Here is a 24,556-nt window from a genome sequence, read left to right as displayed (position 1 = left end):
TCTCAAACCCCGGTTACGCTTCAATTCCCGGCTAATCGTTGAAGGTGAGCGCCCCAACAAAGCCGCAATCTCCTTCTGCTTATGTTCTGCTTTTGCACTTATTATCCGAAACCACGAATCATTAAATTAGATATGCAGCCAGAAATAAGTTGAATTTATCGCATCCACGTATTTGCGCCCTTCGCATATAAGTCGAGCATATTGGTTAAGTGTACTTTCTTTACGCATATTTCTTACTACGTGAAGCATGACTTCTGTCACACCAAAACATGTGTAGCAGCAGCAATGGGGTTGCAAATACTCGATAACAATCATAATTAATCGTACTTCGGGCTTGGCCCCTATTTATAAACCGGATCGAAAAGATCAGAAAAAGATGAAGGATCAATAAAAGCACTCATTATAAATTGCCTTGTTTATTCATCTAATACAGTCTTATTTTGATTGGGATTTTTCTGCAAAATTTCCTCACCCTATTATCTTTTTTATTATTCTATACTAATCCACCCATATTCAAGAGCATCATTTGCAGCAAAAAAACCACATTCACATTTTTTAACAAGTTTCAATTTATTGTATTATTTAAAAATTCTTAAAGCGTCGAGGCATTTCCTATCACAAAACCCTGCTTTAAATGTGGCACTGGAATCGGTCTATGGAATCGTACAGTGAACACTAAGAAAGCGCGACAGGCGCTGACATCTCATGCAAGTGCGGAAACTGCACAAAAATTTGCATATTGTCAAAGCAGAGGGCGGCCATACCGACATTACCAAATGGCGCCCTTGCTTACATTGGATATTGGTTATTGATAAAAAATTCGGCCGGTGGGATACATAGCTTTGAAGGTCCCTGGACCAATCAGCCTGCAAAACAGCCCATTCATTCCCAGCGATAACGGCCGGTTCCTCACTGTATCGGGGCTTAGAAGTGCCCCAAGATACATTCGCAAGCAGGTGCTGTCTGGGTAAGGCAGTATTCCGGCCTACCTTCACACCCATAGGAGCCGGGTCATCCTTTCTTGCGTGAAGGACAGTTTATTCAAGCTGCCATCCGTTTACAAAGGTTAGACGCTCTCGATTCCGGGCTGAAATTGAATATGGTCGCTACTGGCTCCGTTCACTTCCCAAACCATCTGGAGAAATACATCGGTCTATAGAGCTGACACATTTACCCCCTTCTCTTCCTCTATCAACCTGCAGGGGCGGTATCAGTACTTACTTTTTGTGCCTCCTCAGTGAGTTTTATCAGATTGGTTTGGATCGGACCGTGCTCTTTGAGCATTTTGGCCATCCACACTGTGCTGCTTGCGAGAAAGCGGGCGGTGCGGTTTGTATAGAGATGCCCCTGCCCCTGTTCGATATAACTTGGTCCAGGCCCCGCATCACCAACCCAGTAACAATCGGCATTTGGCGGCACAGTACACCCATAGTGGGTGAAATTATACAGAGTTGTCGAGCAGCAGTCGTGCGCACCATCCTCATTCCCTGTTACGATCACACCCACGACTTTGCCGTATAAAGGGTATTGGCCGGTTTTTGGATCGAGATCCCGATATGAACCATCCAGGCGTTCGCACATTAGCTGGCAAGGTGAAGCTCTGACTCCCATCCATATCGGCATCGACGGTACGAGGATATCGGCTTTCTTGATCTTATCGTAGATCTTAGGCCACTCATCTCCTTCCCCCAAATCGGACTCAGTACCATATTTGATTTTGTAATCAACTAAACGAACCGTCTCACACTCGACACCCATTGGGGTCATCAGTGCTGCAACCTTGTCGATCAGAGCCTCGGTATTCGAAGTTTCCGGGGACTTTTTGAGCGTACAATTCAAAAATAGCGCCTTAAGTTTCATAAGTTTCTCCTAGGATTCAATCAAAGTCACCTATCGCCCAGCCTTTGCTTCATACACAGCATCGGACATAGTTAGGCCTTTCTTCGGCTACAATACAATGTAGCAATGAATCATGACCCTACCAGCTTTTTACCCCCAATCTCGCCTCTTTCTTGAATCTGGCAAAACCGCCTTGCGTGGAGGCTATTGATCCGAACCATTCATGCTCACATCCCGGCTGTAACTGCCATTGATGAACCTAAGCCTCTCCAGACCTAGACAGTCTCCCGGTTCAGCTCTCTGGTCCAGCTCCCTCAGTCATGCACAGACGCAGAACAAGGTACTGTGCGTTCAATATCCCAGTCAGAATTCAGGGAAAGAATTACTGCTCTCAATGTTCAGCCATAACCCAGAATTGGCAATACAGCCTTTGGTATTGATCGATATCACCGGAGTCAGGAGAATTGAATCAGTAGCTCATGGCGAATACTTCGGCAAATACCATTGGCATTCGACTGTCTTGGATGCAACGTATCACGGCCCTAGCAACGCGTCATTTCTTTGACTGCCAAGTGGCCGAACCATAGAGAAGATAACGAGACGGGAAAAATTAACGCTCTGGCTTTACCTGGCAAACCAGCGCTTTGAATATCCTACCGGAGATAAATAGGCTATCGAACCTAAAACATGCTTGATTCCCTTTCATTTAAGCGGTAAGAGCGTCCATCTTCTTACCGCACCTTACGTGTACACTTTTTGAAACTATTATTTAACAGTCTGGTTCAGTCCAGCAGTGCATACTGCTTGTTGACAGTATATTTTTGCAGCCCGAAGTGCCCGTAAGTATAAGTAAAGGACTCTATCTCACCCTCAATACGACTCGAATGCACGCCACCCACTGTGCAGACACCAGTACCACAGACAACCTGATCGGCGTAACTCTTTATTGAGTAAACACGGCTGGCAATTTCTTTGCCGTAGAGCCAGTCAAGAAATGGGCTGGAGACCGACAAGCCATCCTGACCACAGGTACTGGTGGTAACGTTGAACGGATATCTTCCGCAAGACCAAAGCCCTCTGTAGGCCCCGGCAATTCCGATAAAGGCATCCACTTTATCAGCACGGCCTTCACTAATGATGGTCTTGGCTGCCAGAGTCACCCCCATGGAGTGACCGATTACATCTATCTTACCGGTGCAAGAATTATTGATTGCCGTATTAATGGCATTGCGCACAGGCACCTCTTCAGAGCCGCTGTGATTATTGCACGCAGGACAGATCTTGGAGCCCCAGCTAGGGCGAAAAATCTGGCTGGATGTATAGCCTTCGTCAAGCAATCTTTGATAAGTCATATCCCAGTCCGATGGGTGCCCAATGTTACCATGGACAAGAACAACGTTGTCCAGGCATTGAGCGGAAATCCCTGGAGCACAGATGGCAGTAAACAGCAGGCAAAGCGCTCCGGTTAAGCAGCGAAAACAGGAGTTCATATTGACCCTCCTCGTAATATTTGATGGAGTAGGCCGTGATTGCTCCTCCCACAAAAGGGAGGCAGCTTGATAATAAAGACCCCGAATCGTTCAAGCGATGGTTTTTTATTATTTCTTAAGCGAAAAAATGCGCACAAGTTATCCGACCTACTCTAAACGTTATCAGCGTATAATTCCCGAGGATATTCGACCTTGGTCTGAGTTGGCAGTAACTTCAACATCTCTGACGTGAAGAGGATACAAACAGCACCACCGGGTTTGGATTGGGGTAATATCGACCAACGGGAACCAGTACTAGCATTCACCGAACACGCCGGGCAGGTGTCAAGAGTATCTGCAAGCCCTTGAATGCCGCGGATTGCAAGGCCCGTAACGCCAGTGGCCTGGAGAACTGCTTTCGGTAATTTCTGCCAGAACTGCCCTGGGGAATCCAATGCCTCGGTACTGCCCAGCTGTCGCGCCAGTTTGCTCAGAATCAGATGCGGGGCTCAATCTTCTCCTGAGTCATAAGACATCGACATAGCACTGAAAATGCCTGGCTGGAGTGGGCACAAGATATCCTTTAGTCCAGTTATCACACCCCTGCACAGCCCCCTGCACAGCCCCCTGTACTGCCTTTCAAGGGATTCCTTATGCCCGGAACCCAGCACATAAGCCAACCGCAGCAGTTTGTCATTCAACCCCTGCGGAGAGGCTCGGCCAGATCTTACCCACTTTTTTGAGTGCCTGGGTTGTGTTGAGCATTTTGTGCTACGGCTTTACCATTAGCAGCATTGGTAAAAAAGGGGCCATATAATCCTACAGGCTTCGACAGAAATACTGCTGTCCCGACATTTCGAAAGGATAAAACCTCAGTGGCAAAGGGTTATCAGCCAGCTTCAGACTGAGTCCATTCACAATGCAGCAGTAGCATTGTTTGATTGTCGCTGCAACAGGTACCGCGTACCTTTTTTTTAGTCCCATTATTGTAAATGAGATTTATTTGCATGTTAAAATTGATTAATGATTATCTCGATAGCGCCTTCTCACCCGTAACAAAATATTTACATTTCTCCCTGATTTTTCTGAGTATTGCTCAGATTATTCTCAGCGAATTTATGGATGTCAGTGCCAGTGGCGTGATCGGCCAAACTGCGGTTGAATATTTTTCGACTTGGCTTCATATCGGTACAGGCTTACTGCTTCTCTGTTTGTCTTTTGTATTTACGGCAGTAGAGTTCCGAAAAAATGGATTCTTTTACTTTTATCCTTACCTTGTGAGTGATTTCTCTCAATTAAAATCAGATATTAATCACTTAAAAAAACTGGCGCTGCCAGAACCTGCGCCAAGGGGATTAGCCGCGATCATCCAAGGTCTTGGTTTGGGGGCTCTTTTATTGGTTGTCATCTCCGGTTGCACCTGGTTTGTGCTCTGGCTCAATCATGTCTCTTTCGCAGATACATTCAAAGAAATTCATGAGTCTTTAACCGGACTTATCGAGATTTATATTATTGGCCATGGTGCATTGGGGGTAATACATGTTTTCATTGCATATCAAAATAGAGAACCATCCAACGCCAGCTACCAGTAATTTACAATCGATAAGACAGCACTGGGGCCAGGGTTAAGAAACGCCTCACACATCTTCCCTGGTAAAACACCCCTATTCATGTGAAGAGCGGCCATGGCTGCCTCTTCTGCTGACTGCTATTGGTATTCTTATCTGCTCCCAACCCTTAATGCATTTATGGCTTAGCAGTATTTGTAGTAGTGGGTTCTTCTTCATTCACTGGAGTTTACTCGGCATACTCAGTCGGGTTCTTCTATTACAGGGAAAAATACAGCCACGAAATGGTATGAATTCAGGACATTCTCTACCCGATGGTGAATAAGCCATAAATTTCCCCCCGCTGTACTTCCCGAGACTCACAGCCCCTCCATCACTTTAAGCTCCCTTTGGCGATCCTGTAATTCCCGGATAAATACCGCCTCAATCGCTTCTGCGATTCGCAGGCGTTTCAGTTTTTCAAAAAGCACCCGGGCTTCGGGAAAAGCCAGCTTGAGGTAGGTAAGCCACTGCTTGATACGGTTGCCCAGGTATTTGGAGGGGTAAATTTCCCTGGTAGTCTGGTAATAATCCCACAGAAGGCCAACAACCTGTTGCCAACGCATTGGGCAGTAGCGCTCACCGGCACAGTAAGTCTTGATCTGCAGACCAAGATCTGGGCGTGCGAGCAAGCTGCGCCCCAACATAAAAGCCTCGCAGCCGGTCACTTCACGGCAGCGCTTGAACGCCTCCAGTGTCCAGATATCGCCATTGGCAATAACGGGAATATCCAGTCTCTGCCTTATTTCCCCGATACACGCCCAGTAGACTGGCGGCTTATAGCCATCCACCTTGGCGCGGGCGTGTACTGCCAGTTCACTGGCACCTCCGGCAGCTGCGGCGAGGGCGTTATCCAGATAAGTGGATCTATCGTTGTATCCCAGGCGGATCTTGGCAGTAATAGGGATTGCCTGCGGAACAGCCCGGCGCACTGCCCCGACAATGGCTTCCAGCCTGTGCGGGGTTTGCAACAGGCAGGCGCCGCCATCACTTTTGTTAACGGACTTCGCCGGACAGCCAAAATTCAGGTCAATGGCATTCGCCCCTACAGCAACCGCTTTGCGGGCATTGTCTGCCATGGCTGTCGGGTTGCCTCCCAACAGTTGCAGGCGTACCGGAGTGCCATCTGCCGTGGCTGCGCCATGCAACAGTTCCGGGCACAACCGGGTAAACACGCGGCGGGGCAGCCGCTGATCGGTTACACGCACAAACTCTGTTACACAAATATCTACCCCGCCAATTGCGCAGAGCAGACTGCGCACATGGTGATCAATCACCCCTTCCATCGGCGCCTGATAGATCGTTGGTGGGGACGGGGTTGTCTTGCTGATCATACAAATGGATCGGGGAAACACACGGGATAGCTGGCGCATATTCTACCAGCAGGTACTCTGCCACTGTAGGCGTGATCCGTACAGGAATGTGCAAAGAACGCGCAAAAAGCAGGCTCTGTGGTAGCTACGGATAGATCAAAACAGGGGTTATTGTTGCCAGTGAAACCAATAACCGATTGATTTTAAAAGTAACTTGTACTGATAATAGGAAATTGCCAACGCCGGTTTATCGTGCAGCAGTTAGGGGCGCTACATTCGCCGGGCAAGGCTGGAAGGAAGGGAAACCTGCAGGTTGGCAGCAAAGTGACGTAGTGGTCAGCATATGGGGCAGCCTTGCTGTGCCCTGCGAGGTTTCGAGCCTGGCACTGTCGATACCCAAGCTAACCCTGTGTCGCTTGGCAATCGGGCCCCTAAAAGGCGAAGGCACAAGGCGCTATTTGTACGCAAATGCCTTTGCCCATTTGCTGAAAGCGCACCAGTGGCCAGGATAAGCCAAAGACCGGCTTTTCAGTGAAAAGCCCTGATCGGCGCTCTAAACGTCCCATTCAATTGAAAAACAGATTTTATGATCCACGGGCTTAGGGGATAACGGTGCAAGAGACACTTTTTCAACAGGGGCTGGACATTACGCTATTCGGGATGGGGGTTGTTTTTACGTTCCTGCTGTTGCTGGTTATTGGAACCGGCATTATGTCCCGTATAATCGAGCGTTACTTTCCCGAGGCCAAAGCGGCCACAGCACCACCCTTTACCGGCGCGGGAGACAAGGCGCGCTTACACGCCATTATCAAGGCGGCAATTGATCAGCACCGCAACAACCGCTAGCTGCCCTTCTTTTTATTTGTTCACCATTTAATCATTTCTGCCAAGAGAGAGAACCCATGACTGAGGTTAAAAAGCCACTGGGGATTACCGATGTAGTCCTGCGCGACGCCCACCAGTCACTGTTCGCAACCCGCCTGCGCCTGGATGATATGCTCCCCATCGCGGAAAAACTTGACAAGGTGGGATTCTGGTCATTGGAGTCCTGGGGCGGAGCCACTTTTGATGCCTGTATCCGCTATCTCGGCGAGGACCCCTGGGAACGCATCCGCGAACTGAAAAAAGCCATGCCCAATACCCCGCAACAGATGCTGTTTCGCGGACAGAATATTTTGGGTTACCGCCACTATGCCGATGACGTAGTGGAAAAATTTGTCGAACGCGCGGCAATCAACGGGGTGGATGTCTTTCGCGTGTTCGATGCCATGAACGATATGCGCAATTTGAAAACGGCACTGGTCTCGGTCAAAAAACAAGGAAAGCATGCCCAGGGCACTATCTCCTACACCGTAAGCCCGGTACACACCATGGATCTCTGGGTGGATCTGGGCCGCCGAATCGAGGATATGGGCGCGGACTCCATCGCAATCAAAGATATGGCCGGACTGCTGCGGCCCTATGAGGGCTATGAGCTGGTGAAGCGCCTGAAGGCGGCTGTAAACATTCCTATCCACATGCAGTGCCATGCCACCACCGGCCTCTCCACTGCCACTGCACTCAAGTGCATCGAGGCGGGAATCGACAATGTGGATACGGCCATCAGTTCCATGTCCATGACCTACGGCCACAGCCCCACCGAGACATTAGTGGCCATTCTGGAGGGCACCGAGCGGGACACCGGCTTGGATATCGGCCTTCTGGAGGAGATCGCCGCTTACTTCCGTGAGGTGCGCAAGAAGTACGCCAAGTTCGAGGGCTCCCTAAAAGGGGTGGACTCACGGATTCTTGTGGCCCAGGTGCCCGGAGGCATGCTCACCAATATGGAAAACCAGCTGCGCGAACAGGGCGCCGGCGATCGCCTTGACGAGGTGCTCGAGGAAATTCCCCGCGTGCGTCGGGATCTGGGCTATATCCCCCTGGTTACCCCTACATCACAAATTGTGGGCACCCAGGCCGTTCTGAATGTGCTGACCGGCAGCCGTTACCAGTCGATTTCCAAAGAGACTGCCGCTGTTTTAAAAGGGGGATATGGCGCAACACCCGCCGAGGTAAATCAGGAACTGCAGATGCGGGTGCTGGATGGAGAGGCGCCTGTGACCTGCCGTCCCGCAGACCTGATCGCACCAGAGCTGGATAAACTGATCCTGGCGCTGCAGGAAAAAGCGGGGGATGAGGACTTTGCGCTCACCAGCGGCGAAGGTGAGATTGACGATGTGCTCACCTATGCACTCTTCCCACAAATCGGCCTGAAGTTTCTGAAAAACCGTGGTAATACCGCTGCTTTCGAACCTGTACCCAGCAGCAACGGGCATGCTGCCATCAAAAATGCTCAGGGCGAGGCGGTCTACACAGTGACAGTGGAGGGGCAGAGATACACCGTGACTGTGTCCGATGGTGGAGACCTCACCAGTGTATCCCCGGTTTCCGCTGCCACTGCCGCAACCTCAGACACCAGTGCAGCGGGTATTGCCGGTGGCGATGGAGAGCCGGTCAATGCGCCACTTGCAGGCAATATTTTCAAGGTCATGGTGCAACCCGGAGACCGGGTCAGTGCGGGCCAGGCCATCCTGGTGCTAGAAGCCATGAAAATGGAAACCGTCGTCAGTGCCCCCCGCAGTGGCAACGTCTCCAGTGTGGCGGTGAAAGAGGGCGATACCGTGGCGGTGGGGGATGTCCTGCTGGCCATCGCTTAGCTAGGGGTAGGAGTATCACGTGAATAACCTTATCACGCTTTGGCAGTCGTCCGGTCTTTCGCAAATGACGCCGGGCCAGTTTGCCATGATTCTTGCGGGACTGGTGCTGCTGTTTTTGGCCATTCGCAAGCATTTCGAACCCCTGCTGCTGGTCCCTATCGGCTTTGGCGGGATACTGGCAAATATCCCCGGCGCGGACCTGGCACTTTCCGCGGCGGAGACCGCGCTGTCCCAGGGAGATGCGGCAGTATTAACGCAAATGGCGCAGATTTTAGGCCTGGATAGCAGCAGCGGCATCGGCGCTCTGAAACAGGCACTGGCCAAAGCGCCAGCTGCGGTACAGATACAGGCAGCGGAGTTTGCCCGGGATGCCGGCTTCAGCAACGGCATGCTGTACAACTTCTACTCTGTGGCCATAGCCTCTACAGTCGCGCCTTTGGTGATCTTTATGGGGGTCGGTGCCATGACGGATTTCGGCCCGCTGCTCGCCAATCCGCGCACCTTGTTTTTGGGCGCCGCAGCACAATTTGGTATTTTCGCCACAGTGCTTGGTGCCGTTGGTTTATCGGTAGCCGGCATTATGGATTTCACCCTCGCCGATGCCGCAGCAATTGGTATTATCGGCGGCGCCGACGGCCCCACAGCGATTTATGTATCCAGCCTGTTGGCACCCGATCTACTCGGGGCCATCGCCGTGGCAGCTTACTCCTATATGGCGCTGGTGCCTATGATCCAGCCGCCGATTATGCGCGCGCTCACTACCGAGCGGGAACGTAAAATCGAAATGGTACAGCTGCGCCATGTGAGTAAACGGGAAAAAATCACCTTCCCTCTGTTGTTGCTGATGCTGGTGGCCCTGTTCCTGCCGGCCGCCGCCCCGCTTCTGGGCATGTTCTGTTTCGGTAACCTAATGCGCGAATGCGGCGTGGTGGCTCGGCTCTCCGACACCGCCCAAAATGCGTTGATCAACATCACCACCATATTCCTCGGCCTGTCTGTGGGCTCCAAGCTCGTCGCAGACAAGTTTCTGGACCCGAAAACCCTCGGTATCCTCACCCTGGGAATTGTGGCTTTCGCCATCGGAACCGCCTCCGGCGTACTGATGGCCAAGCTGCTTAACCTGTTCAGCAAACACAAGGTCAACCCGCTGATTGGTTCCGCTGGTGTATCCGCTGTACCCATGGCTGCGCGGGTATCCAACAAGGTGGGCCTGGAAGCCAACCCCCACAACTTCCTGCTGATGCACGCCATGGGCCCGAACGTAGCCGGTGTGATTGGCTCTGCTGTTGCCGCCGGGGTTATGATCAGTATGGTGCAAAGGTTGGCGTCCTGATACACCGACGACGTAACAAGAGACAAAAAGGAGAGTGGCTATTGCCAGCGCACACCTCAGTTGCGGGATAATACCCTCAAAACTGAGGTGCAGGGCGCCACCCTTTTCAACTTGGCTTATGCAGCAAGGGATTGACAGTTTTCCGATACAGACATTTTATTGACTGCCGGCCTCAGAGTCATACGCATCCGTGCTGTCGGCACTTTTTACCGGCCGGTTATCAACAGCGTTTTCTTCAAATGTCACATCTATGCAACTAAAAAATCGCTCGTAGGTCCACTCATTTCTTCCCCACTCCGCAAATATGACATGACGACCGGAACGGTTCGGTATATTGCAGTGAATACTGATATGGTTTTCAATGTAATCCGCGGTGATATTGGGGTTACTGTTAAAATCACCGGGAATCATCTGCTCATCACAAAAAGGCAACGCTTCAAAATCATTCCAGTTTAGTGCACGAGTAGCGTCAAATATAAAATCCGGTTTTGTAATATAAAACACGAATTCTTCTGTATCGGTGAAATGGGGCCCGTAAGTTATATCCCATACAAACCTTTCTTCCCCGGACGTGATGGATGTGGTCGGCCAATTGGCCGCTGTATCATAGGGCGTAGGCACAGGATTGGGGGTAGGGACAGGATTCCAGGTTTCACTATCAAATCCACAAACATGCTGCGTTGTTTTAACAACTTTACGCCCTTGATTGTGGGCGAGAACACTCATAAAGCTGTACCAGTGTGAGTTTTGCCCTCCTGAAGCCAAATAGTTGGCAAAGGGCGCATCACATTTTTCACTGGAGGGGTTGTCAGGTTTTACATCTACGCCACAGTGTTTCTGTCGCGAAGGGGGGCTTTCTAAATAGCCATGGCTGAATGCATGGCTTGTAAGGAACAGAAGAGCTAAACCTATTATACCGATAGGTAGATTATCAATACGCATCGTATTCTCCCTTATGGAGACTGTAAACCAGGAATACTTGTTTGCACACTGCACAACTCATGCAAAAACCGGGCAAGCACACAGAGTTATTATCAAACCTGGTGTTCAGGGGTTAGTGGGCCGTCTGCTGAATCAGCATTATTGAATTTTGCCTCAAGCGCTTTCTGGGGACCTGCATGTTTCCGGCGTCTCAGGCCAGCTCAATAACGTTACTCTTATCCATAGTGGCGCGCTCTCTTAGTTGATTGTTTGGTTTTGCGACAACCAATCAACCCGATACGCGATCTTGTCAATCCATTTTGAGCAACAGGCTGAGTTATAACTCAAACAGGCAGCGCAATAACTTTATTGTATATATATTTTAAGGACAACGGGGGAATGCAAGTTGCCAATGAATTTACTGTCGAATTTTTATCTTAGCGTAAAAATCCTCTCCGTTTCCTGTAAGGTCTTTTTTATCAACCACCGAGTAAAAGCCGCACTTTACGCGGGTGACTTTGATGACCTTTACAGCGCTTGCAGGGTGCGAATAAACCGCACCGCCCGCGACATTTTGATTACAGCTTGTGCGGTGGCGGATCATACAAGCCGGCTCCCGGACTAACCCGGCACCACATCCCCATTCTGGCCCCGCTGACGCAGGGCGTGGTCCATCAGCACCAGGGCCATCATCGCTTCGGCTATCGGCGTTGCACGAATGCCCACACAGGGATCGTGGCGCCCTTTGGTCACCACTTCGATGGCATTGCCGGAGCGGTCGATGCTGCGGCCTGGAATCCGCAGGCTCGAGGTGGGTTTCAGGGCAATATGGGCAACAATATCCTGGCCACTGGAAATACCTCCCAAAATGCCGCCGGCATTATTTGACAGGAAGCCATCCTCAGGGGTGATTTCATCCCGGTGCTCGGTGCCCTTCTGCTCTACACAGGCAAAACCCGCACCGATTTCCACCCCTTTCACTGCATTGATACTCATCAGGCCACAGGCCAGATCCGCATCCAGGCGATCAAATACGGGCTCGCCCAGACCCGCGGGCACACCGCTGGCATGAAGGGAAATCCGTGCACCGATGGAGTTGCCCTCTTTGATCAGGGCCTGCATATAGCGCTCCATCTCCTCTACGCGATCTGCATCCGGGCAGAAAAAGGGGTTTTGTTCAACCTGATCCCAATCCAGCTTTTGCACCTTAATGGGCCCCAGTTGGGACAGGTAACCGCGCACCAGAATGCCGTATTTCTGTTTCAGCCATTTTTTCGCAATTGCGCCGGCGGCAACGCGCATGGCAGTCTCCCGCGCAGAGGAGCGGCCACCACCACGATAGTCGCGCACACCATACTTCTGCCAGTAGGTATAGTCGGCATGGGCCGGGCGCACCTGTTGGGCAATACTGCTGTAATCTTTTGAGCGCTGGTCGGTGTTTTCAATCAACAGGCCGATGGGCGTCCCGGTGGTTTTGCCCTCGAACACACCGGAGAGTATCTGCACTTGATCCGGCTCACGGCGCTGGGTGGTATAGCGGGAGGTGCCGGGCCTGCGGCGATCCAGTTCCCTTTGAATGTCCTCCGCATGGATCTCCAGCCCCGGTGGGCAGCCATCGACGATACAGCCCAGAGCGGGGCCGTGACTTTCGCCAAAAGTGGTCACACAGAACAGCTTGCCAAAGGTATTGCCCGACATAAGCGACTTTTCCAGCTCGTTATTGATGGAATTAGGGTAGGCTCCAAAGGTGGCCGCACATTATAGAAAAGTGTCCCCCGCCCGCGCGAGTGGTGCCCGACAAAAAGCACAGACACTGCGCACAATCATTACCGGTGAGTAACCCGGCAACCGATTTCATCGGAATCACAAAATCACTTACTCAGGGTCAAAGAAGCGCTGGTAGGCAAGCAGCTCCTCACGACTGATCACAAACACGCCGTGCCCGCCGTTGTCAAACTCCGGCCACAAAAACGGCACTTCTGGAAACGCCTGCTCGAGCGCTTCCCAACTGTTGCCCACCTCGCAGACCAGCAGTCCTTCCGGTTGTAGATGCGCGGCAGCCTGGCGCAGCAGGCGGCGGGTGAAATCCAGACCGTCCTCCCCCGAACCCAGGGCGATTTCCGGCTCTAACCGGTATTCATCGGGCATCTCGGCCAAATCCCCTGCGCTCACATACGGCGGATTGCACACAATCAGCTCATAGCTGAAGCCTTGCAGGTTATCAAAAAGATCCGATTGCAGCGCGCGCACCCGCTCATTCAGGTGGTGGCGGTTGATATTGATCTGTGCCACCTCGATCGCACCCGCCGAGATGTCGCTGAGGTCCACCCGCGACTCTGCAAAGGCCTCGGCGCAGGCGATTCCGATACAGCCGCTGCCACAGCACAAATCCAGTATCGCCAGGGGCTCCACCTTGAGCCAGGGCTCAAAGCCGCGACGTATCAGTTCTGCGATGGGCGAACGGGGCACCAGCACCCGCTCATCCACGTAGAAGGTCATATCGCAGAAGTGGGCCTCACGGGTGAGATAAGCAGCGGGCATCCGTTCGGTGAAACGCCGCTCCAGCAGGGAGAGCACCTCGCGGCGCTCCTCGGCGGTCAGGCGGGCCTGCAGTATTTCCGGTTTGCTGTAGGGGGGTAGATGCAGGGCATGGGTAACCAGCAATACCGCTTCATCCCAGGCATTGTCGGTACCGTGGCCAAAACAGAGGCCGGCCTCGTGAAAGCGGCTGGTACCCCAGCGAATATAGTCCAGTACCGTGGTCAATTCGCGCAGGTTGGTTTCGCGCCTTTCTATCATGGGATCTATCCTGAATTGCTGTGGCTCTGATCGGGTTTCGCGAGGATCATCTTTACTCTCGGGTTGCAAACCCTTAGGGTAGCGCATCCGTCCTTCGGGCCGAGATGTTGGAAAGAGCAGCATGAACAAGCACTACGCGCAAATTATTGAAGCAATCGGTGAAGATCCGCAACGCCCCGGACTCAAAGATACCCCGGAGCGGGCCGCCAAGGCCATGGAATACCTGACCCGCGGTTACAAGCAGACCCTGGAAAACGTGGTTAACGGTGCACTCTTCCCCTCCGACTGCAGCGAGATGGTACTGGTCAAGGATATCGAACTCTACTCCCTGTGTGAGCACCACCTGCTGCCGTTTATCGGTCGCGCCCATGTAGCCTATATTCCCAATGGCAAGGTTGTAGGCCTGTCCAAAGTAGCGCGCATCGTCGATATGTTCGCCCGCCGCCTGCAGATCCAGGAGCAGCTCACCGTTGAGATCGCCGAGACCCTGCAAAGCGTCACCGGTGCCGCCGGCGTTGGTGTTATCATAGAGGCCCAGCATATGTGCATGATGATGCGCGGCGTGGAAAAGCAGAACTCCTTGATGAAGACATCGGCCATGCTGGGCATTTTCCGCAGCAACCAGGCCACACGCAACGAATTTCTCTCGCTGATCCGCCAGTAACCGGATCGGCCCAGAAGCGTTGCCGGTCACCCGTGTTTACAGAGTGAATCGCCATGCCTCACCTGATCATAGAGTACGCAAAAAATCTGGAAGACAGGATTTCCGTTGCCGCCCTGGTCAGCTCGGCGCAGGAGGCGATGAACCGCTCCGGGCTGTTCGCCTCCCACACCATCAAGACCCGCGCCAGTGCCTACGATCAGTTTATCGCCGGTGACCAGGGAGACAGTTTTATCCATGCAGAGATTCGCATGCTGCAGGGGCGCAGCGCCAGGGAGCGGGAGGCACTGAGTTCGGCGGTGTTCAATTGCCTGTGCCAGTTTGCCGATGGCGTCCCTGCCGTCTCGGTGGAAGTGCGCGAAATGGATGCCAGCTGCTACTCGAAACGGGTGCCCTTCTAGGCCACGGGATCGGCCTCGCCGCGCAGGAAAGGACCAAACCACGCCGCAATCCCCTCCGCACCGCTCTCCATATGCAGGTGGTGACTGCCAGCCATCACCTGCACTGCGATATTTTCATATCCTTTCAGCACCGGACGCAGCCGCTCGATCATACCCTCAATCCCCCCTTCCGCCAGCACCAAGCGCACCGGCATATTGAGTCGGGACATAAACGCCCGTATCTGGGCCCCGTTGAGCTTGGCAGTGGAGGTGGCCATCAGGCGCGGGTCGTTGCTCCAGGTAAAGCCGCCTACAACAGGGCGGACACCCCGCTCGGTAAGCACACGTGCGGCCCATGCCGACAAAGGAAACATACCGTTCATCCGGGCTTCAACTGCCTGCGTAAAAGTCTGGTAAACCGGCGCTTTGCGCATCCTAGTGTAACGGGCGCGCTGGGCGATGGCCCTGGCGAGGATATCCGGTGCCTGGGCATCCTCCGCTGAGGGCGGCACCAAACCGTCGATCAGTGCGAGACGTTTTACCCGGCCGGGAAAGGCACCGGCGGCAATCATACCCGCAATAGCGCCGCGGGAGTGCGCGAGCAGCGAGAACCTGCGCCAGCCCAAGGCTTCGACAGCACCGAGAATATCCTCGGTCTCCTCCCAGATATTGTAATTGGCATGGGGAGAGCGGTGATAGCTGCGACCGTGCCCGGCCATATCCAAGGCAACCAGGTTGACCCCTTTCAGCATTGGTGCCAGGCGGTCGAAGCTTGCGCAGTTATCCAGCCAGCCGTGCAGAGCCAATACCGGTTCCCCCGCAACACTCCCCCACCGGCGCCCGGCAATGGCCTTGCTGTCGAACTCAAGATGCACATCGCTGTACCCGGTTTGCTTTATAACCGCTGATCCCATCGGGCCTATTTCCACTTGTCAAAGACACTTATGGTGCAGTTGGCCGCAGCTTCCTGCAATGACTCTTAGCACCAGCGAGACAGGAATTTCGATGCAATATGCACTTACACGGCCTGGTCAACCTGCCGCCGGGAAAACAGGATGGTGATTATCCGGTGTGTTGCAGCCAATCCAGCTCAGCACAGCCGTAAGCCCAGACCTCGGCACTGATACAAGCGAGACTGGCCGTGCCGAAAGGGTATTGGTCGCCGCAGCAGCAGAGACCGTTAAGCAGCTTACCCACCAGGGGCTGGTGGCTGACCAGGAGGATGGGAAAGGTCTCCCGAGCCTGTTCCTGCAGCTTATCAAGGAGTTCTTGGGGATTGGTATCGCCAATAAGCAGGAGCTCGGTAAGCACAGGCAACCCCAAATGCGTAGAAACTATCCCGGCGGTCTGCTGGGTGCGCACAAAGGGGCTAGCCCAGAGAGCGCGCACGGCAGACAACTCCTCTGCGCGCTGCTCACACACCTGTGCAACCTGAAGGCGTCCAGACTCCGTCAAAGCGCGCTCAGCATCGTTGCCAAGCTGGGGCTCGGCCTTGCCGTGGCGCAGGATGAAGAGCTGCATAAGCACTTCCTTTAACCGGGTTAATCAGGGGTCAGGCCTTACCGGCACGCTCACCGGATTCACCCGGTTCATCGGATTTGGCAGCCGGGGGTTCATCCGCACGGTCTTTTGCCAACCCGGACTTGGGCTGCTTCACAGACTCGTCGGTGCCAAGGATAATAGCATCCTCCGCCTCCTCCTCTGTCCGCGCGGCCTTCTTTGCAGTGCCACCTTTGCCTTTTTTGGAAACCACCTCTGCGGAAACTTCTTCGGCACCCTCATAACCGGAGAGATCTTCCACATCGGACTCCGGCCATTCGGAAAACGGGAAGGGTTTTTCCTCGGTATTGTAAATTAAAAACTGGATTGCCTGGTAGACGTAGGAGGCGAGCTGATCACCAAGGCGGCGCAGATTATCGTTGGCGCTGCCGTTGATAATCGAAAAAAGAAATTGCAATACCACCACCGCCAGCAATACAAATCCGGCAATTTCCAGACAGATGGCAAACAGCACCATGTACAGCAGGCGCACCCATTGGCTGCCAGAGGTCAGATTGCGCTTGAGTTCATCGTTTTTCATAGAGAGGCTTCCGTTAGGGTTTGGCCGAATAGGCCACATCAAATGTTTGCACGCCCGACATTAAAAGACGAATAACTTCCGGGATCGGCCGCTGTTCAAATAATATGGCGTAAATTGCGGAAACCAAGGGCATATAGACGCCCATTTCTTCTGCTTTCTTTTTTATCAGGCGAATGGTATTCACACCTTCGGCGACCTGACCGATTTCTGCGACAGCGCGATCCAGGGATTTGCCCTTACCCACCAGATAGCCAACGCGATAATTGCGGCTCAGGTTTGAAGAACAGGTGAGTATCAGATCACCGACACCGGCGAGACCGATTAATGTCATAGGATCTGCTCCCATGGCTTCGGCAAATCGCATCATCTCGGCAAGAGAGCGGGTGATCAGCAGGCTGATGGTGTTCTGCCCGCGATCCAGCGCCGCCGCCATGCCGGTGATGATCGCATAGATATTTTTCAAGGCCCCGGCCAGTTCAACCCCATAAACATCTTGACTGGAGTAGACGCGAAACGTCTCGGAGTGCAGCGCGGCCTGGATATCGCGGCACAGTTTCTCGTCCTCACTGGCAATCACAGTTGCGGTGTAGTGGCCTTCGACAATTTCCTTGGCAAAATTGGGACCGCTCAGCACGCCTACGCGCATCCCGGCAGTTTCCTCGCGAAGAATTTCGCTCATCAGGTGGAAGTGATCGTGCTCGATGCCCTTGGTGGTGGAAATCAACATGGTGCCCGGTTTCAGCATCGGCGCCAGGCGCCGCACTACTGTGCGAAAAGACCCACTGGGAATAGCGATAAAGACAATATCGCAGCCCTGCACCGCCTCTTGCAGGTTACTGTTGATACAAAGCTCCGGGTGCAAGGGTACGCCAGGTAAATATTTTTCATTTTCGCGGGCCTCCCGGCAGGCTTCCGCTCGTACGGAATCCCGCATCCACTGACGGGTGTCGTGGCCATTTCCCGCTACGATATTGGCAATCGCAGTCCCGAAACTGCCGCCGCCCAATACGACTACAGAGCGAGAGTTGGAAGTTTCCTTTTGCATAATGATACCGGTAAAGCTTTTCCTGGGGCCTGGGATGCTAGAGGTGCGACCAACCAAATGGTGCTGAGATAAATTGTAACTATTTGATTTAGAGTGAAAAACAAGTGATTTGTGCGCTATACTACCAACCTACAAACAAAAATCCCAACCTCTTCGCGGATAGTACCTGCAAGCCCCACCCCGCTCAACAGTCCAATTCCCCTCCCTCCCTTTTCTTGCATAAAAAACAACCAAATACAATCACTGCGCCTGTACAAACCCAAGCACCAATCCCTGCACAGAGCACGACCGGGGCGCCAGGGCAGGCCTTTACCCCAAACTCACATTGCTATGGGTGTCTTCACCGCCCAAATTCCCTGTAAAGGCACAGCCTCCAGGACACTGCCGGGTACCAGCGAAAGGCGCGTTTTTATCAATAAAAGTAGATCAGGAAAGTGGGCTGGCCAGGTTTTCAGCTTTCAACAATCTGCCAGTCATTTAAACAGCACCAGGGCATCAACATACCCTTTTGTGGGATGGTTGAATGGTTTAGGTAGTCGGCCTACGATATCAAAGTCAGGCTTACACCAAAAGTGGACAGCACCCGCATTACTGGAGGCAACAAGATTGAATTGCATCGCCTTGTAACCAAGTCCCAATGCCATGTTTTGCGAGTGCTGACACATTGTGGTGGCAAGTTCTCTGCCCCGAGCGGACGCAGAAACCATATAACCACAGTTACAGACATGTTTGCCTGGGCCAGCCTGGTTGATTTTTAGATAATAGGTATCAAGAATTATTTCATCTTCTTCAAAGACAAAAGTTTTACGTAGAGTTTCCAACCAGATTTTTTCAGCTTCTGCCTTGGTTGTATCCATTTCATAAGCATAAGTTTTACCAGCTTTGGTTATTTCATGGAAGATCGGCCATATCAATTCCCAGTATTCCTTCGTTGCTTCCCTAATACTCATGTATCATTCGCTGCAAAACCGTCTGCCTGCACCCCGGACCGGGATACACAGTAAGAGGATTCAACCTAAAAAGGGGGAATTGTATCTGTCACTGGTCTATTGTGTATATGCCGGTTTCTGAATCATCTGCATCAGATTTGCCACCAAATACCTTGCATTAATGGGGGCCAACACCCCCGCTCCTTCGCATCGCAAAGAGCGGTTTAACCGGTAGCCAAACTCAAACCCTCCGGATGCTCGGGATCTTGTTCTCCTGGGAGCAAAACCCGCTCCTGAGAGCACATCCGGATAATCCATTGCGATAAAAACAGCCAGGCACTATTATGGCCGAGTCCTCAAATGCCAGTTTAAAAACAACCGGTGTCTTTTATGTACTCCCTGAGTTGTCAAAATCGGCGAGGTCATGCTCGATTGCCTCGGTTATCTGATCAAGCTCATCACCAGTCAGTCTGACGATGCCGGCATCAGCATTTTTAGCACCGGTTTGTCTTTCAAATAATCATTCACCCGACAGCCCATTGGGTTTTTAGGCCAACGCTTGACATCAAAATTAAAAAGTAGTAACAGAGTATCGACTTGGTAGTCGATGGCAAGGAAACGGCGCTGTTACATTTTCCACTTACAGTGGCCAGCCCCAAGCGCCCTACCCTGGCGGGGTGATGCCTTTAATACCGGCCCGCACACCACGATGGCTCCAAGTGTCCCGCGCAGTTACAGCAGCAGAAACGACACAATCATCAGGATAAGACCCGGAATTATCTTGCGTACTTGATCGTGGAGTCACCGGTCGTGTAGACCCTTGCGCCATTGGTCCGCTAGTCAGCACTATCGAAAAAGAGGCAAAAGAATGTTGTAAAAAAACCAATGCTAAAGAATATGGAGAAAAATAAAATGCTGAAGAAATATATAAGAAAAACAGGATGTATCACCTTGATGGCACTCTGCGCTTTCAGCAGTATCATCCATGCAAAAACCACACTCGAGCAAAATGTACAGGCTGAGCTCGAAGCAGCGGTGGCGGATGCCCTGAATGTCAATCTGAACCTCAATCAGTACAGCGTTCAGCGCATTGCGACCGATACTTCTGCGGATGCCCGCTTGGGTGCCGTGACAGATATCCATGTAGATCTTACTCTGGACGGCAGGCCGGTACAGATGTCGCTGTCCCCCCACTCAGTGCGCAGCCCCAACCTAGTGGTATACACCATTGATGGAGACGGTGTGAAACGCGAGGTCAAGGCACCGCCCATACGCACCTACCAGGGCAGCCTGACAGGTATGAAGGACGCCAGGGTTGCCGCGTCGGTAAGCGAGGGGGGCCAGCTCAGGGCCTGGATTCAGATGCCCGACGAAATCTGGGCCGTACAGCCGCTATCGGACGCCACACCCGGTATCGTGCCCAATTTGCATGTGGTGTACCGCACCAGTGATATCCTGCCCGGGGATTGGACCTGCGGCGCCGATGAAGCCCCTTTCGAGCATATGCTGCATGGGGTATCCAGTACACTGCAACAGAGCCTGGTCACCCGTGAGGCGGATGTCGCGTTCGATGCCGATACCGAGTACTACAACCTGAACGGGAGCTCGGTATCCGCCACCATTGCAGATATCGAGAGCACCATGAATGCGGTGGAGTTAATCTACCTGAATGAAACCGACATCGTCTATGCTATCGGCAGAATCATCGTGCGCACCGGTGCCGATCCCTACTCATCAACTAATCCAAGCGGCCTGCTCTCCCAGTTCCGAAATGAGTGGAGAACCAACCAGGCCGGAGTACCGCGCGATGTTGCCCACCTGATGACCGGCAAGAATCTCGCCGGCAGCGTAATCGGAATTGCCTATCTGAACGGGGTGTGCAGTTTCAATGTCGGCTACGGGGTGTCTCAATCAAGGTTTAGCGGCAACTTCGCCTCCCGTGTCGCGCTCACAGCCCACGAACTCGGCCACAACTGGAGTGCGAACCACTGCAACGGCCAGGGCGACTGCGCGATCATGTGTTCAGGTATCGGCGGCTGCACCGGAATACTCAACAGGTTCGGCGTATCGTCCGAAAACGCCATCATCTCCTGGGCCAACAGCGTCGGGTGCTTAAGTACGATCTGAGGCCGGGCTGCCAGCAGAATCCCCGGATAGGATATCCACAAGCGGGGTGAATGCCAGGCACTTGCCGCTTGACCAAAAACATCACAGCAGGGGGCGATAGGCCCCCTTTTTTGTGATGACACAACGGTTGATATCTGTGGGCAATCCCGTAATCCGACCTACAATAACCCCCCGATTCTCTCCGGACTTATGATTTTGTCAGCGATGGAAGAGGCACAACCGCCATCGCCAGACCACGGGGCTATTGGATTGGGGCACCGCCCACCTTCGCCAGGGCGCGCTTTCCCGGTGATTGCGGTAACCGGTAACCCCATTCGCTACTCACCACCCATCGGTTTTCTGGCCTGGAAATATCCGCGCAGAAAATACGCCGCTTTCCCGGCAGCAACTGGGCAGTAGTAACACACTGCAACCCGGCCCCTTACCTGACCGGGGATTGTTTTAACCAGTAGAAGGGCGACAGGGCCAATCCCCGATGCTCCAGAAATCCATAAGGCGCATTGACACGGGCTGTCAAAAAAGTGCTCGGGGCACGCCGGCTTTCTCGGGCCAGGGGTCAGTCAAAGTGTACCGATGTCCCTTTTTATCGTACTCTGGTGGGCTAGGCTTAGTTAACAAGTTTCCTCTGACTGATCCAGCGTTGCCACCCGAGACGATTTATGAAAGTTGCCAATCACACTGTCGTGGAGATTCACTACACCCTGAAAGATGCCGACGGATCGGTGATTGATTCTTCAGCCAATAGCGATCCGCTCAGATATCTGCAGGGGGCGGGTAATATCGTTCCCGGCCTTGAAAAGGCAATGCTGGAAAAAGCTCCGGGGGATACCTTCTCCGCCGTTATTGCCCCGGAAGAGGGTTATGGCCAGCAAAAACCGGAATTGATCCAGATTATGCCGCGCAGCGCTTTCGACCATATTGAAGAGCTGGACGTGGGCATGGCATTTCACGCCGAGAACACCCATGGCCAACCCATGGAGGTGGAAATCATTGACATTGATGGTGACGAGATCACCATCAACGGCAATCACCCCCTGGCCGGCGTTGAACTGCACTTCGAGATTGAGGTGGTCTCTGTACGCCAGGCCACCACAGAAGAAATTGACCACGGCGATGTACACTGACCTGTTAAAACGGTACTGACTCCGATTCAAACCACTCGATCTACCCCTACCCGGCCCTGGTATGCACCCCGCTCCCCCCGACCACATTGTTCTCTTTGACAGCCTCTGCCACCTGTGTAACGGCTGGAGCCAGTTGTTACTGAAACACGACAAGCACTGCCATTTCACTTTGTGCCGGCTCCAGTCACCCGCGGGGCAGTTCTATCTCAGGCAGCTGGGCCTGCCGCTCCACACCTTTGAAACCATGATCCTGCTGGAGCGCAAGGGGAATGTCTTTCACCAGTACCACAAGAGCGACGCCGCCCTGCGCATCGCTGCCCGATTAGAGGGCCCCTGGCATTTTCTGGCACTTTTGCGTTACATTCCGCGTCCCCTGCGGGACCTGTTCTATGACCTGGTGGCACGCAACCGCTATCGCTGGTTCGGCCGGCGCAAGCACTGCCTGCTGCCTTCGGCGAAGGACAAACACCGCTTTCTGGAAGACGTATCGGAAGAAAACCCCAATGGGCCTGTCTGAACAATACCTGCAACGCTTTGGCGGCATCGCCCGCCTGTATGGCAACCGCGCCCTGGAAAGATTACACGGGGCCCACATGGTAGTGATCGGTATTGGCGGTGTGGGAAGCTGGGCGGCAGAAGCACTGGCCCGCAGCGGCGTGGGCACCCTGACACTGATTGACCTCGATGACGTCTGTATCACCAACACCAACCGCCAGTGCCACGCCCTGGCAGACACCATCGGCCACAGCAAAATTGCAGTGATATCGGCGCGGCTCAAGCAGATCAACCCCGAGCTGCGGGTAGCTGCCGCAGAGGACTTTATTACACCAGACAACCTGGCTGAACTGATCAATCCGGATAAAACACCCCTAGATATTGTCATTGATGCCATTGACAGTGCGCGGGTAAAAGCGGCATTGGTGGCCTACTGCAAGGCGCGCAAACTGCGCCTGGTCACTGTTGGGTCCGCGGGCGGTAAACGCTCTCCCCTGGCCATTGAGTGCACCGATCTGGGCCGCACGATCAATGACCCCATGCTGGCGAAAGTGCGCCAGCACCTCTACCGCTTCCACAACTTCCAGAAAAATCGCAAACGCCAGTTTGGTGTTGATGCCATCTATTCCAGGGAAGCCATGGTCTATCCAAAACCGGATGGCCAGGTTTGCCGGCAAAAAAGTGCCATGCAAGGCGGGGTTAAACTGGACTGCAGCAGCGGCTTTGGTGCCGCCACTATGGTCACTGGTGCCTTTGGCTTTGCCGCCGCCACCAGAGCGATTGAGCGGCTGTTGCAGCCAAAACAATAAATCGGGAGCGCGGACCCTGCACAGGTCACCCAAGCGCCGGCTCGCGGCAATCCGCTGTTTGATTCAACATCACTACCCGCGTGGCCACTTTCCAGGAGGTCACTCTGCAGCACAGATTTCGGCCGCATATATCAGACACACACACCGCCACCCTGATGCAGGTTCGTGTTATTCCCGGCGGCTTCCCCCGTTCAATTTCCCACACTTAAGTTGTATCGATCCGGCCCCTCCACTGCCCTTGCGCCATTTTGCCAGCCTCCTCAATCACTTTACGCGCTGCTGCCAGTTTCCCTGCAGCATTGGTGTTTATGGCAACGATTACAGCCCATTACAGCCCATTACAGCCCTGCTGACAAACTGTACCCGTGTCATTACTATAAAGAATCGGCCGCGGTCTTGTTAAAAGCCTGAATTTTATTAAGAACAAGTGTTGGTAAGTTTATCAAAAATACAACTATTAAATAAGATAAACAGTCTACACAAAACCTTCACTTTCACCACGAACAATAAAAGCCGCTGGCCGGGCTTGTGAGAGTTTCCCGAATAATAAGTAGATGACCTAAAATAGGGGTGGGACCAGGATGCGCCTTTTCCTTATTGTATTATTGATGCTTTCAAATGCGGTTTTTGCTGCGATGCCTTTACCTCCGTCAGATGAATGGTGCAGATCGAATCCGCCGACACCAGTGTCTGGCGTCACCTTGCCAACCTCGGATGCAGATGGAAGCTATGCACTGACGTTTAAGTTATTGCCTGATCAGTGTATTAGGGATGTATCTATTTTCCAGAGTAGGGATGGCGGCAGTTATTCCCATTATGATGGGTATATTTATAGTCATGGTTCTTTTGGGAGTATTACTGTCAATTTATCCGGACAAGACTCAGCCGTATATCGGTACAGAATAAGAACCGTGTCTAGAGGTGGTTAT

Annotated in this window: 24 protein-coding genes; 11 read left to right on the top strand and 13 right to left on the bottom strand. The window is 52.9% G+C overall.

Annotated elements, in window-relative coordinates; all coding sequences use genetic code 11:
- The 3 genes from Q5Y71_RS17620 to Q5Y71_RS13705 all read right to left on the bottom strand — a co-directional run.
- Positions 1-102 (bottom strand): helix-turn-helix domain-containing protein (locus Q5Y71_RS17620; RefSeq protein WP_371877061.1); only part of this gene is annotated, 102 nt, incomplete at its 3' end.
- A gap of 1,089 nt (positions 103-1,191) precedes the next feature.
- Positions 1,192-1,860 (bottom strand): flavodoxin family protein, encoded by a 669-nt coding sequence (locus tag Q5Y71_RS13710; protein ID WP_306042677.1) that lies wholly within the window; start codon positions 1,858-1,860, stop codon positions 1,192-1,194.
- A 761-nt stretch (positions 1,861-2,621) separates the two neighbouring features.
- Entirely contained in the window at positions 2,622-3,329 is a 708-nt protein-coding gene (locus tag Q5Y71_RS13705) for a lipase (protein WP_306042676.1), read from the bottom strand.
- A 986-nt stretch (positions 3,330-4,315) separates the two neighbouring features.
- Between Q5Y71_RS13705 and Q5Y71_RS13700 the strand changes: the two genes are divergently transcribed.
- Positions 4,316-4,900 (top strand): cytochrome b/b6 domain-containing protein, encoded by a 585-nt coding sequence (locus Q5Y71_RS13700; RefSeq protein WP_306042675.1) that lies wholly within the window; start codon positions 4,316-4,318, stop codon positions 4,898-4,900.
- A gap of 335 nt (positions 4,901-5,235) precedes the next feature.
- Here the strand turns inward: Q5Y71_RS13700 and Q5Y71_RS13695 are convergent, their stop codons facing one another.
- Positions 5,236-6,249: a tRNA-dihydrouridine synthase gene (locus tag Q5Y71_RS13695; protein ID WP_306042674.1), complete on the bottom strand. Its 1,014-nt coding sequence runs from the start codon at positions 6,247-6,249 to the stop codon at positions 5,236-5,238.
- A 591-nt stretch (positions 6,250-6,840) separates the two neighbouring features.
- Here Q5Y71_RS13695 and Q5Y71_RS13690 point away from each other — a divergent pair.
- From Q5Y71_RS13690 to Q5Y71_RS13680, 3 genes are read left to right on the top strand one after another with little or no spacing between them, the layout of a single operon-like run.
- A complete protein-coding gene (locus tag Q5Y71_RS13690) occupies positions 6,841-7,074 on the top strand; it encodes an OadG family protein (protein WP_306042673.1) in 234 nt (77 codons plus the stop codon).
- Positions 7,075-7,130: 56 nt separating this feature from the next.
- Positions 7,131-8,924, top strand: coding sequence for a sodium-extruding oxaloacetate decarboxylase subunit alpha (oadA, locus tag Q5Y71_RS13685; protein ID WP_306042672.1), 1,794 nt, complete (start codon positions 7,131-7,133; stop codon positions 8,922-8,924).
- A 19-nt stretch (positions 8,925-8,943) separates the two neighbouring features.
- Entirely contained in the window at positions 8,944-10,257 is a 1,314-nt protein-coding gene (locus tag Q5Y71_RS13680) for a sodium ion-translocating decarboxylase subunit beta (protein ID WP_306042671.1), read from the top strand.
- 156 nt (positions 10,258-10,413) lie between these two features.
- Here the strand turns inward: Q5Y71_RS13680 and Q5Y71_RS13675 are convergent, their stop codons facing one another.
- From Q5Y71_RS13675 to prmB, 4 genes are all read right to left on the bottom strand, one after another.
- Positions 10,414-11,199 (bottom strand): lytic polysaccharide monooxygenase, encoded by a 786-nt coding sequence (locus Q5Y71_RS13675; RefSeq protein ID WP_306042670.1) that lies wholly within the window; start codon positions 11,197-11,199, stop codon positions 10,414-10,416.
- A gap of 397 nt (positions 11,200-11,596) precedes the next feature.
- Positions 11,597-11,782, bottom strand: a complete 186-nt coding sequence (locus Q5Y71_RS13670; protein WP_306042669.1) for a hypothetical protein — start codon at positions 11,780-11,782, stop codon at positions 11,597-11,599.
- Between the two features lie 17 nt (positions 11,783-11,799).
- Positions 11,800-12,876, bottom strand: a complete 1,077-nt coding sequence (gene aroC, locus Q5Y71_RS13665) for a chorismate synthase (protein WP_301417984.1) — start codon at positions 12,874-12,876, stop codon at positions 11,800-11,802.
- Between the two features lie 177 nt (positions 12,877-13,053).
- Positions 13,054-13,977 carry a 50S ribosomal protein L3 N(5)-glutamine methyltransferase gene (gene prmB, locus Q5Y71_RS13660; RefSeq protein ID WP_306042668.1) on the bottom strand — a complete coding sequence of 308 codons (924 nt, stop codon included), beginning with the start codon at positions 13,975-13,977 and terminating at the stop codon, positions 13,054-13,056.
- A 121-nt stretch (positions 13,978-14,098) separates the two neighbouring features.
- Here prmB and folE point away from each other — a divergent pair, with 121 nt between their 5' ends.
- Together folE and Q5Y71_RS13650 are read left to right on the top strand one after the other, a co-directional pair.
- The gene (gene folE / locus Q5Y71_RS13655) at positions 14,099-14,641 is read left to right on the top strand and encodes a GTP cyclohydrolase I FolE (RefSeq protein ID WP_306042667.1); all 543 of its coding nucleotides are present in this window, start codon (positions 14,099-14,101) and stop codon (positions 14,639-14,641) included.
- Between the two features lie 53 nt (positions 14,642-14,694).
- Positions 14,695-15,039 carry a 5-carboxymethyl-2-hydroxymuconate Delta-isomerase gene (locus Q5Y71_RS13650; RefSeq protein ID WP_306042666.1) on the top strand — a complete coding sequence of 115 codons (345 nt, stop codon included), beginning with the start codon at positions 14,695-14,697 and terminating at the stop codon, positions 15,037-15,039.
- On the opposite strand, the gene Q5Y71_RS13645 is transcribed toward Q5Y71_RS13650, so the two are convergent.
- The 5 genes from Q5Y71_RS13645 to Q5Y71_RS13625 all read right to left on the bottom strand — a co-directional run bounded on the left by Q5Y71_RS13645 (position 15,036) and on the right by Q5Y71_RS13625 (position 19,093).
- A complete protein-coding gene (locus tag Q5Y71_RS13645; RefSeq protein WP_306042665.1) occupies positions 15,036-15,932 on the bottom strand; it encodes an alpha/beta fold hydrolase in 897 nt (298 codons plus the stop codon). The genes Q5Y71_RS13650 and Q5Y71_RS13645 overlap by 4 nt on opposite strands.
- A gap of 148 nt (positions 15,933-16,080) precedes the next feature.
- Positions 16,081-16,539: a phosphohistidine phosphatase SixA gene (gene sixA / locus Q5Y71_RS13640; RefSeq protein WP_306042664.1), complete on the bottom strand. Its 459-nt coding sequence runs from the start codon at positions 16,537-16,539 to the stop codon at positions 16,081-16,083.
- Between the two features lie 31 nt (positions 16,540-16,570).
- Positions 16,571-17,098: a DUF4389 domain-containing protein gene (locus Q5Y71_RS13635; RefSeq protein WP_306042663.1), complete on the bottom strand. Its 528-nt coding sequence runs from the start codon at positions 17,096-17,098 to the stop codon at positions 16,571-16,573.
- Positions 17,099-17,111: 13 nt separating this feature from the next.
- Positions 17,112-18,143 carry an NAD(P)H-dependent glycerol-3-phosphate dehydrogenase gene (locus tag Q5Y71_RS13630; RefSeq protein ID WP_306042662.1) on the bottom strand — a complete coding sequence of 344 codons (1,032 nt, stop codon included), beginning with the start codon at positions 18,141-18,143 and terminating at the stop codon, positions 17,112-17,114.
- Between the two features lie 473 nt (positions 18,144-18,616).
- Complete coding sequence (locus Q5Y71_RS13625) at positions 18,617-19,093, bottom strand: GNAT family N-acetyltransferase (RefSeq protein WP_306042661.1); 477 nt, start codon at positions 19,091-19,093, stop codon at positions 18,617-18,619.
- Positions 19,094-19,984: 891 nt separating this feature from the next.
- On the opposite strand from Q5Y71_RS13625, the gene Q5Y71_RS13620 reads away from it, so the two are divergent.
- The 5 genes from Q5Y71_RS13620 to Q5Y71_RS13600 all read left to right on the top strand — a co-directional run.
- Positions 19,985-21,199, top strand: coding sequence for a M12 family metallo-peptidase (locus Q5Y71_RS13620; RefSeq protein ID WP_306042660.1), 1,215 nt, complete (start codon positions 19,985-19,987; stop codon positions 21,197-21,199).
- A gap of 659 nt (positions 21,200-21,858) precedes the next feature.
- On the top strand, positions 21,859-22,323 hold the full coding sequence (locus Q5Y71_RS13615; RefSeq protein WP_306042659.1) for a peptidylprolyl isomerase: 465 nt from the start codon (positions 21,859-21,861) through the stop codon (positions 22,321-22,323).
- Between the two features lie 61 nt (positions 22,324-22,384).
- Complete coding sequence (locus tag Q5Y71_RS13610) at positions 22,385-22,840, top strand: thiol-disulfide oxidoreductase DCC family protein (protein ID WP_306042658.1); 456 nt, start codon at positions 22,385-22,387, stop codon at positions 22,838-22,840.
- Positions 22,827-23,627: a tRNA cyclic N6-threonylcarbamoyladenosine(37) synthase TcdA gene (gene tcdA, locus Q5Y71_RS13605; RefSeq protein WP_306042657.1), complete on the top strand. Its 801-nt coding sequence runs from the start codon at positions 22,827-22,829 to the stop codon at positions 23,625-23,627. The genes Q5Y71_RS13610 and tcdA overlap by 14 nt, the downstream gene beginning before the upstream one ends.
- A 581-nt stretch (positions 23,628-24,208) precedes the next feature.
- A partial coding sequence (locus Q5Y71_RS13600; RefSeq protein ID WP_306042656.1) for a hypothetical protein occupies positions 24,209-24,556 on the top strand: 348 nt, incomplete at its 3' end.

Source organism: Microbulbifer sp. 2205BS26-8, assembly GCF_030731025.1.
Taxonomy (GTDB): domain Bacteria; phylum Pseudomonadota; class Gammaproteobacteria; order Pseudomonadales; family Cellvibrionaceae; genus Microbulbifer; species Microbulbifer spongiae.
The sequence above is the reverse complement of the archived record's forward strand: the minus strand, read 5'-3'. Positions and strand labels throughout refer to the sequence as shown.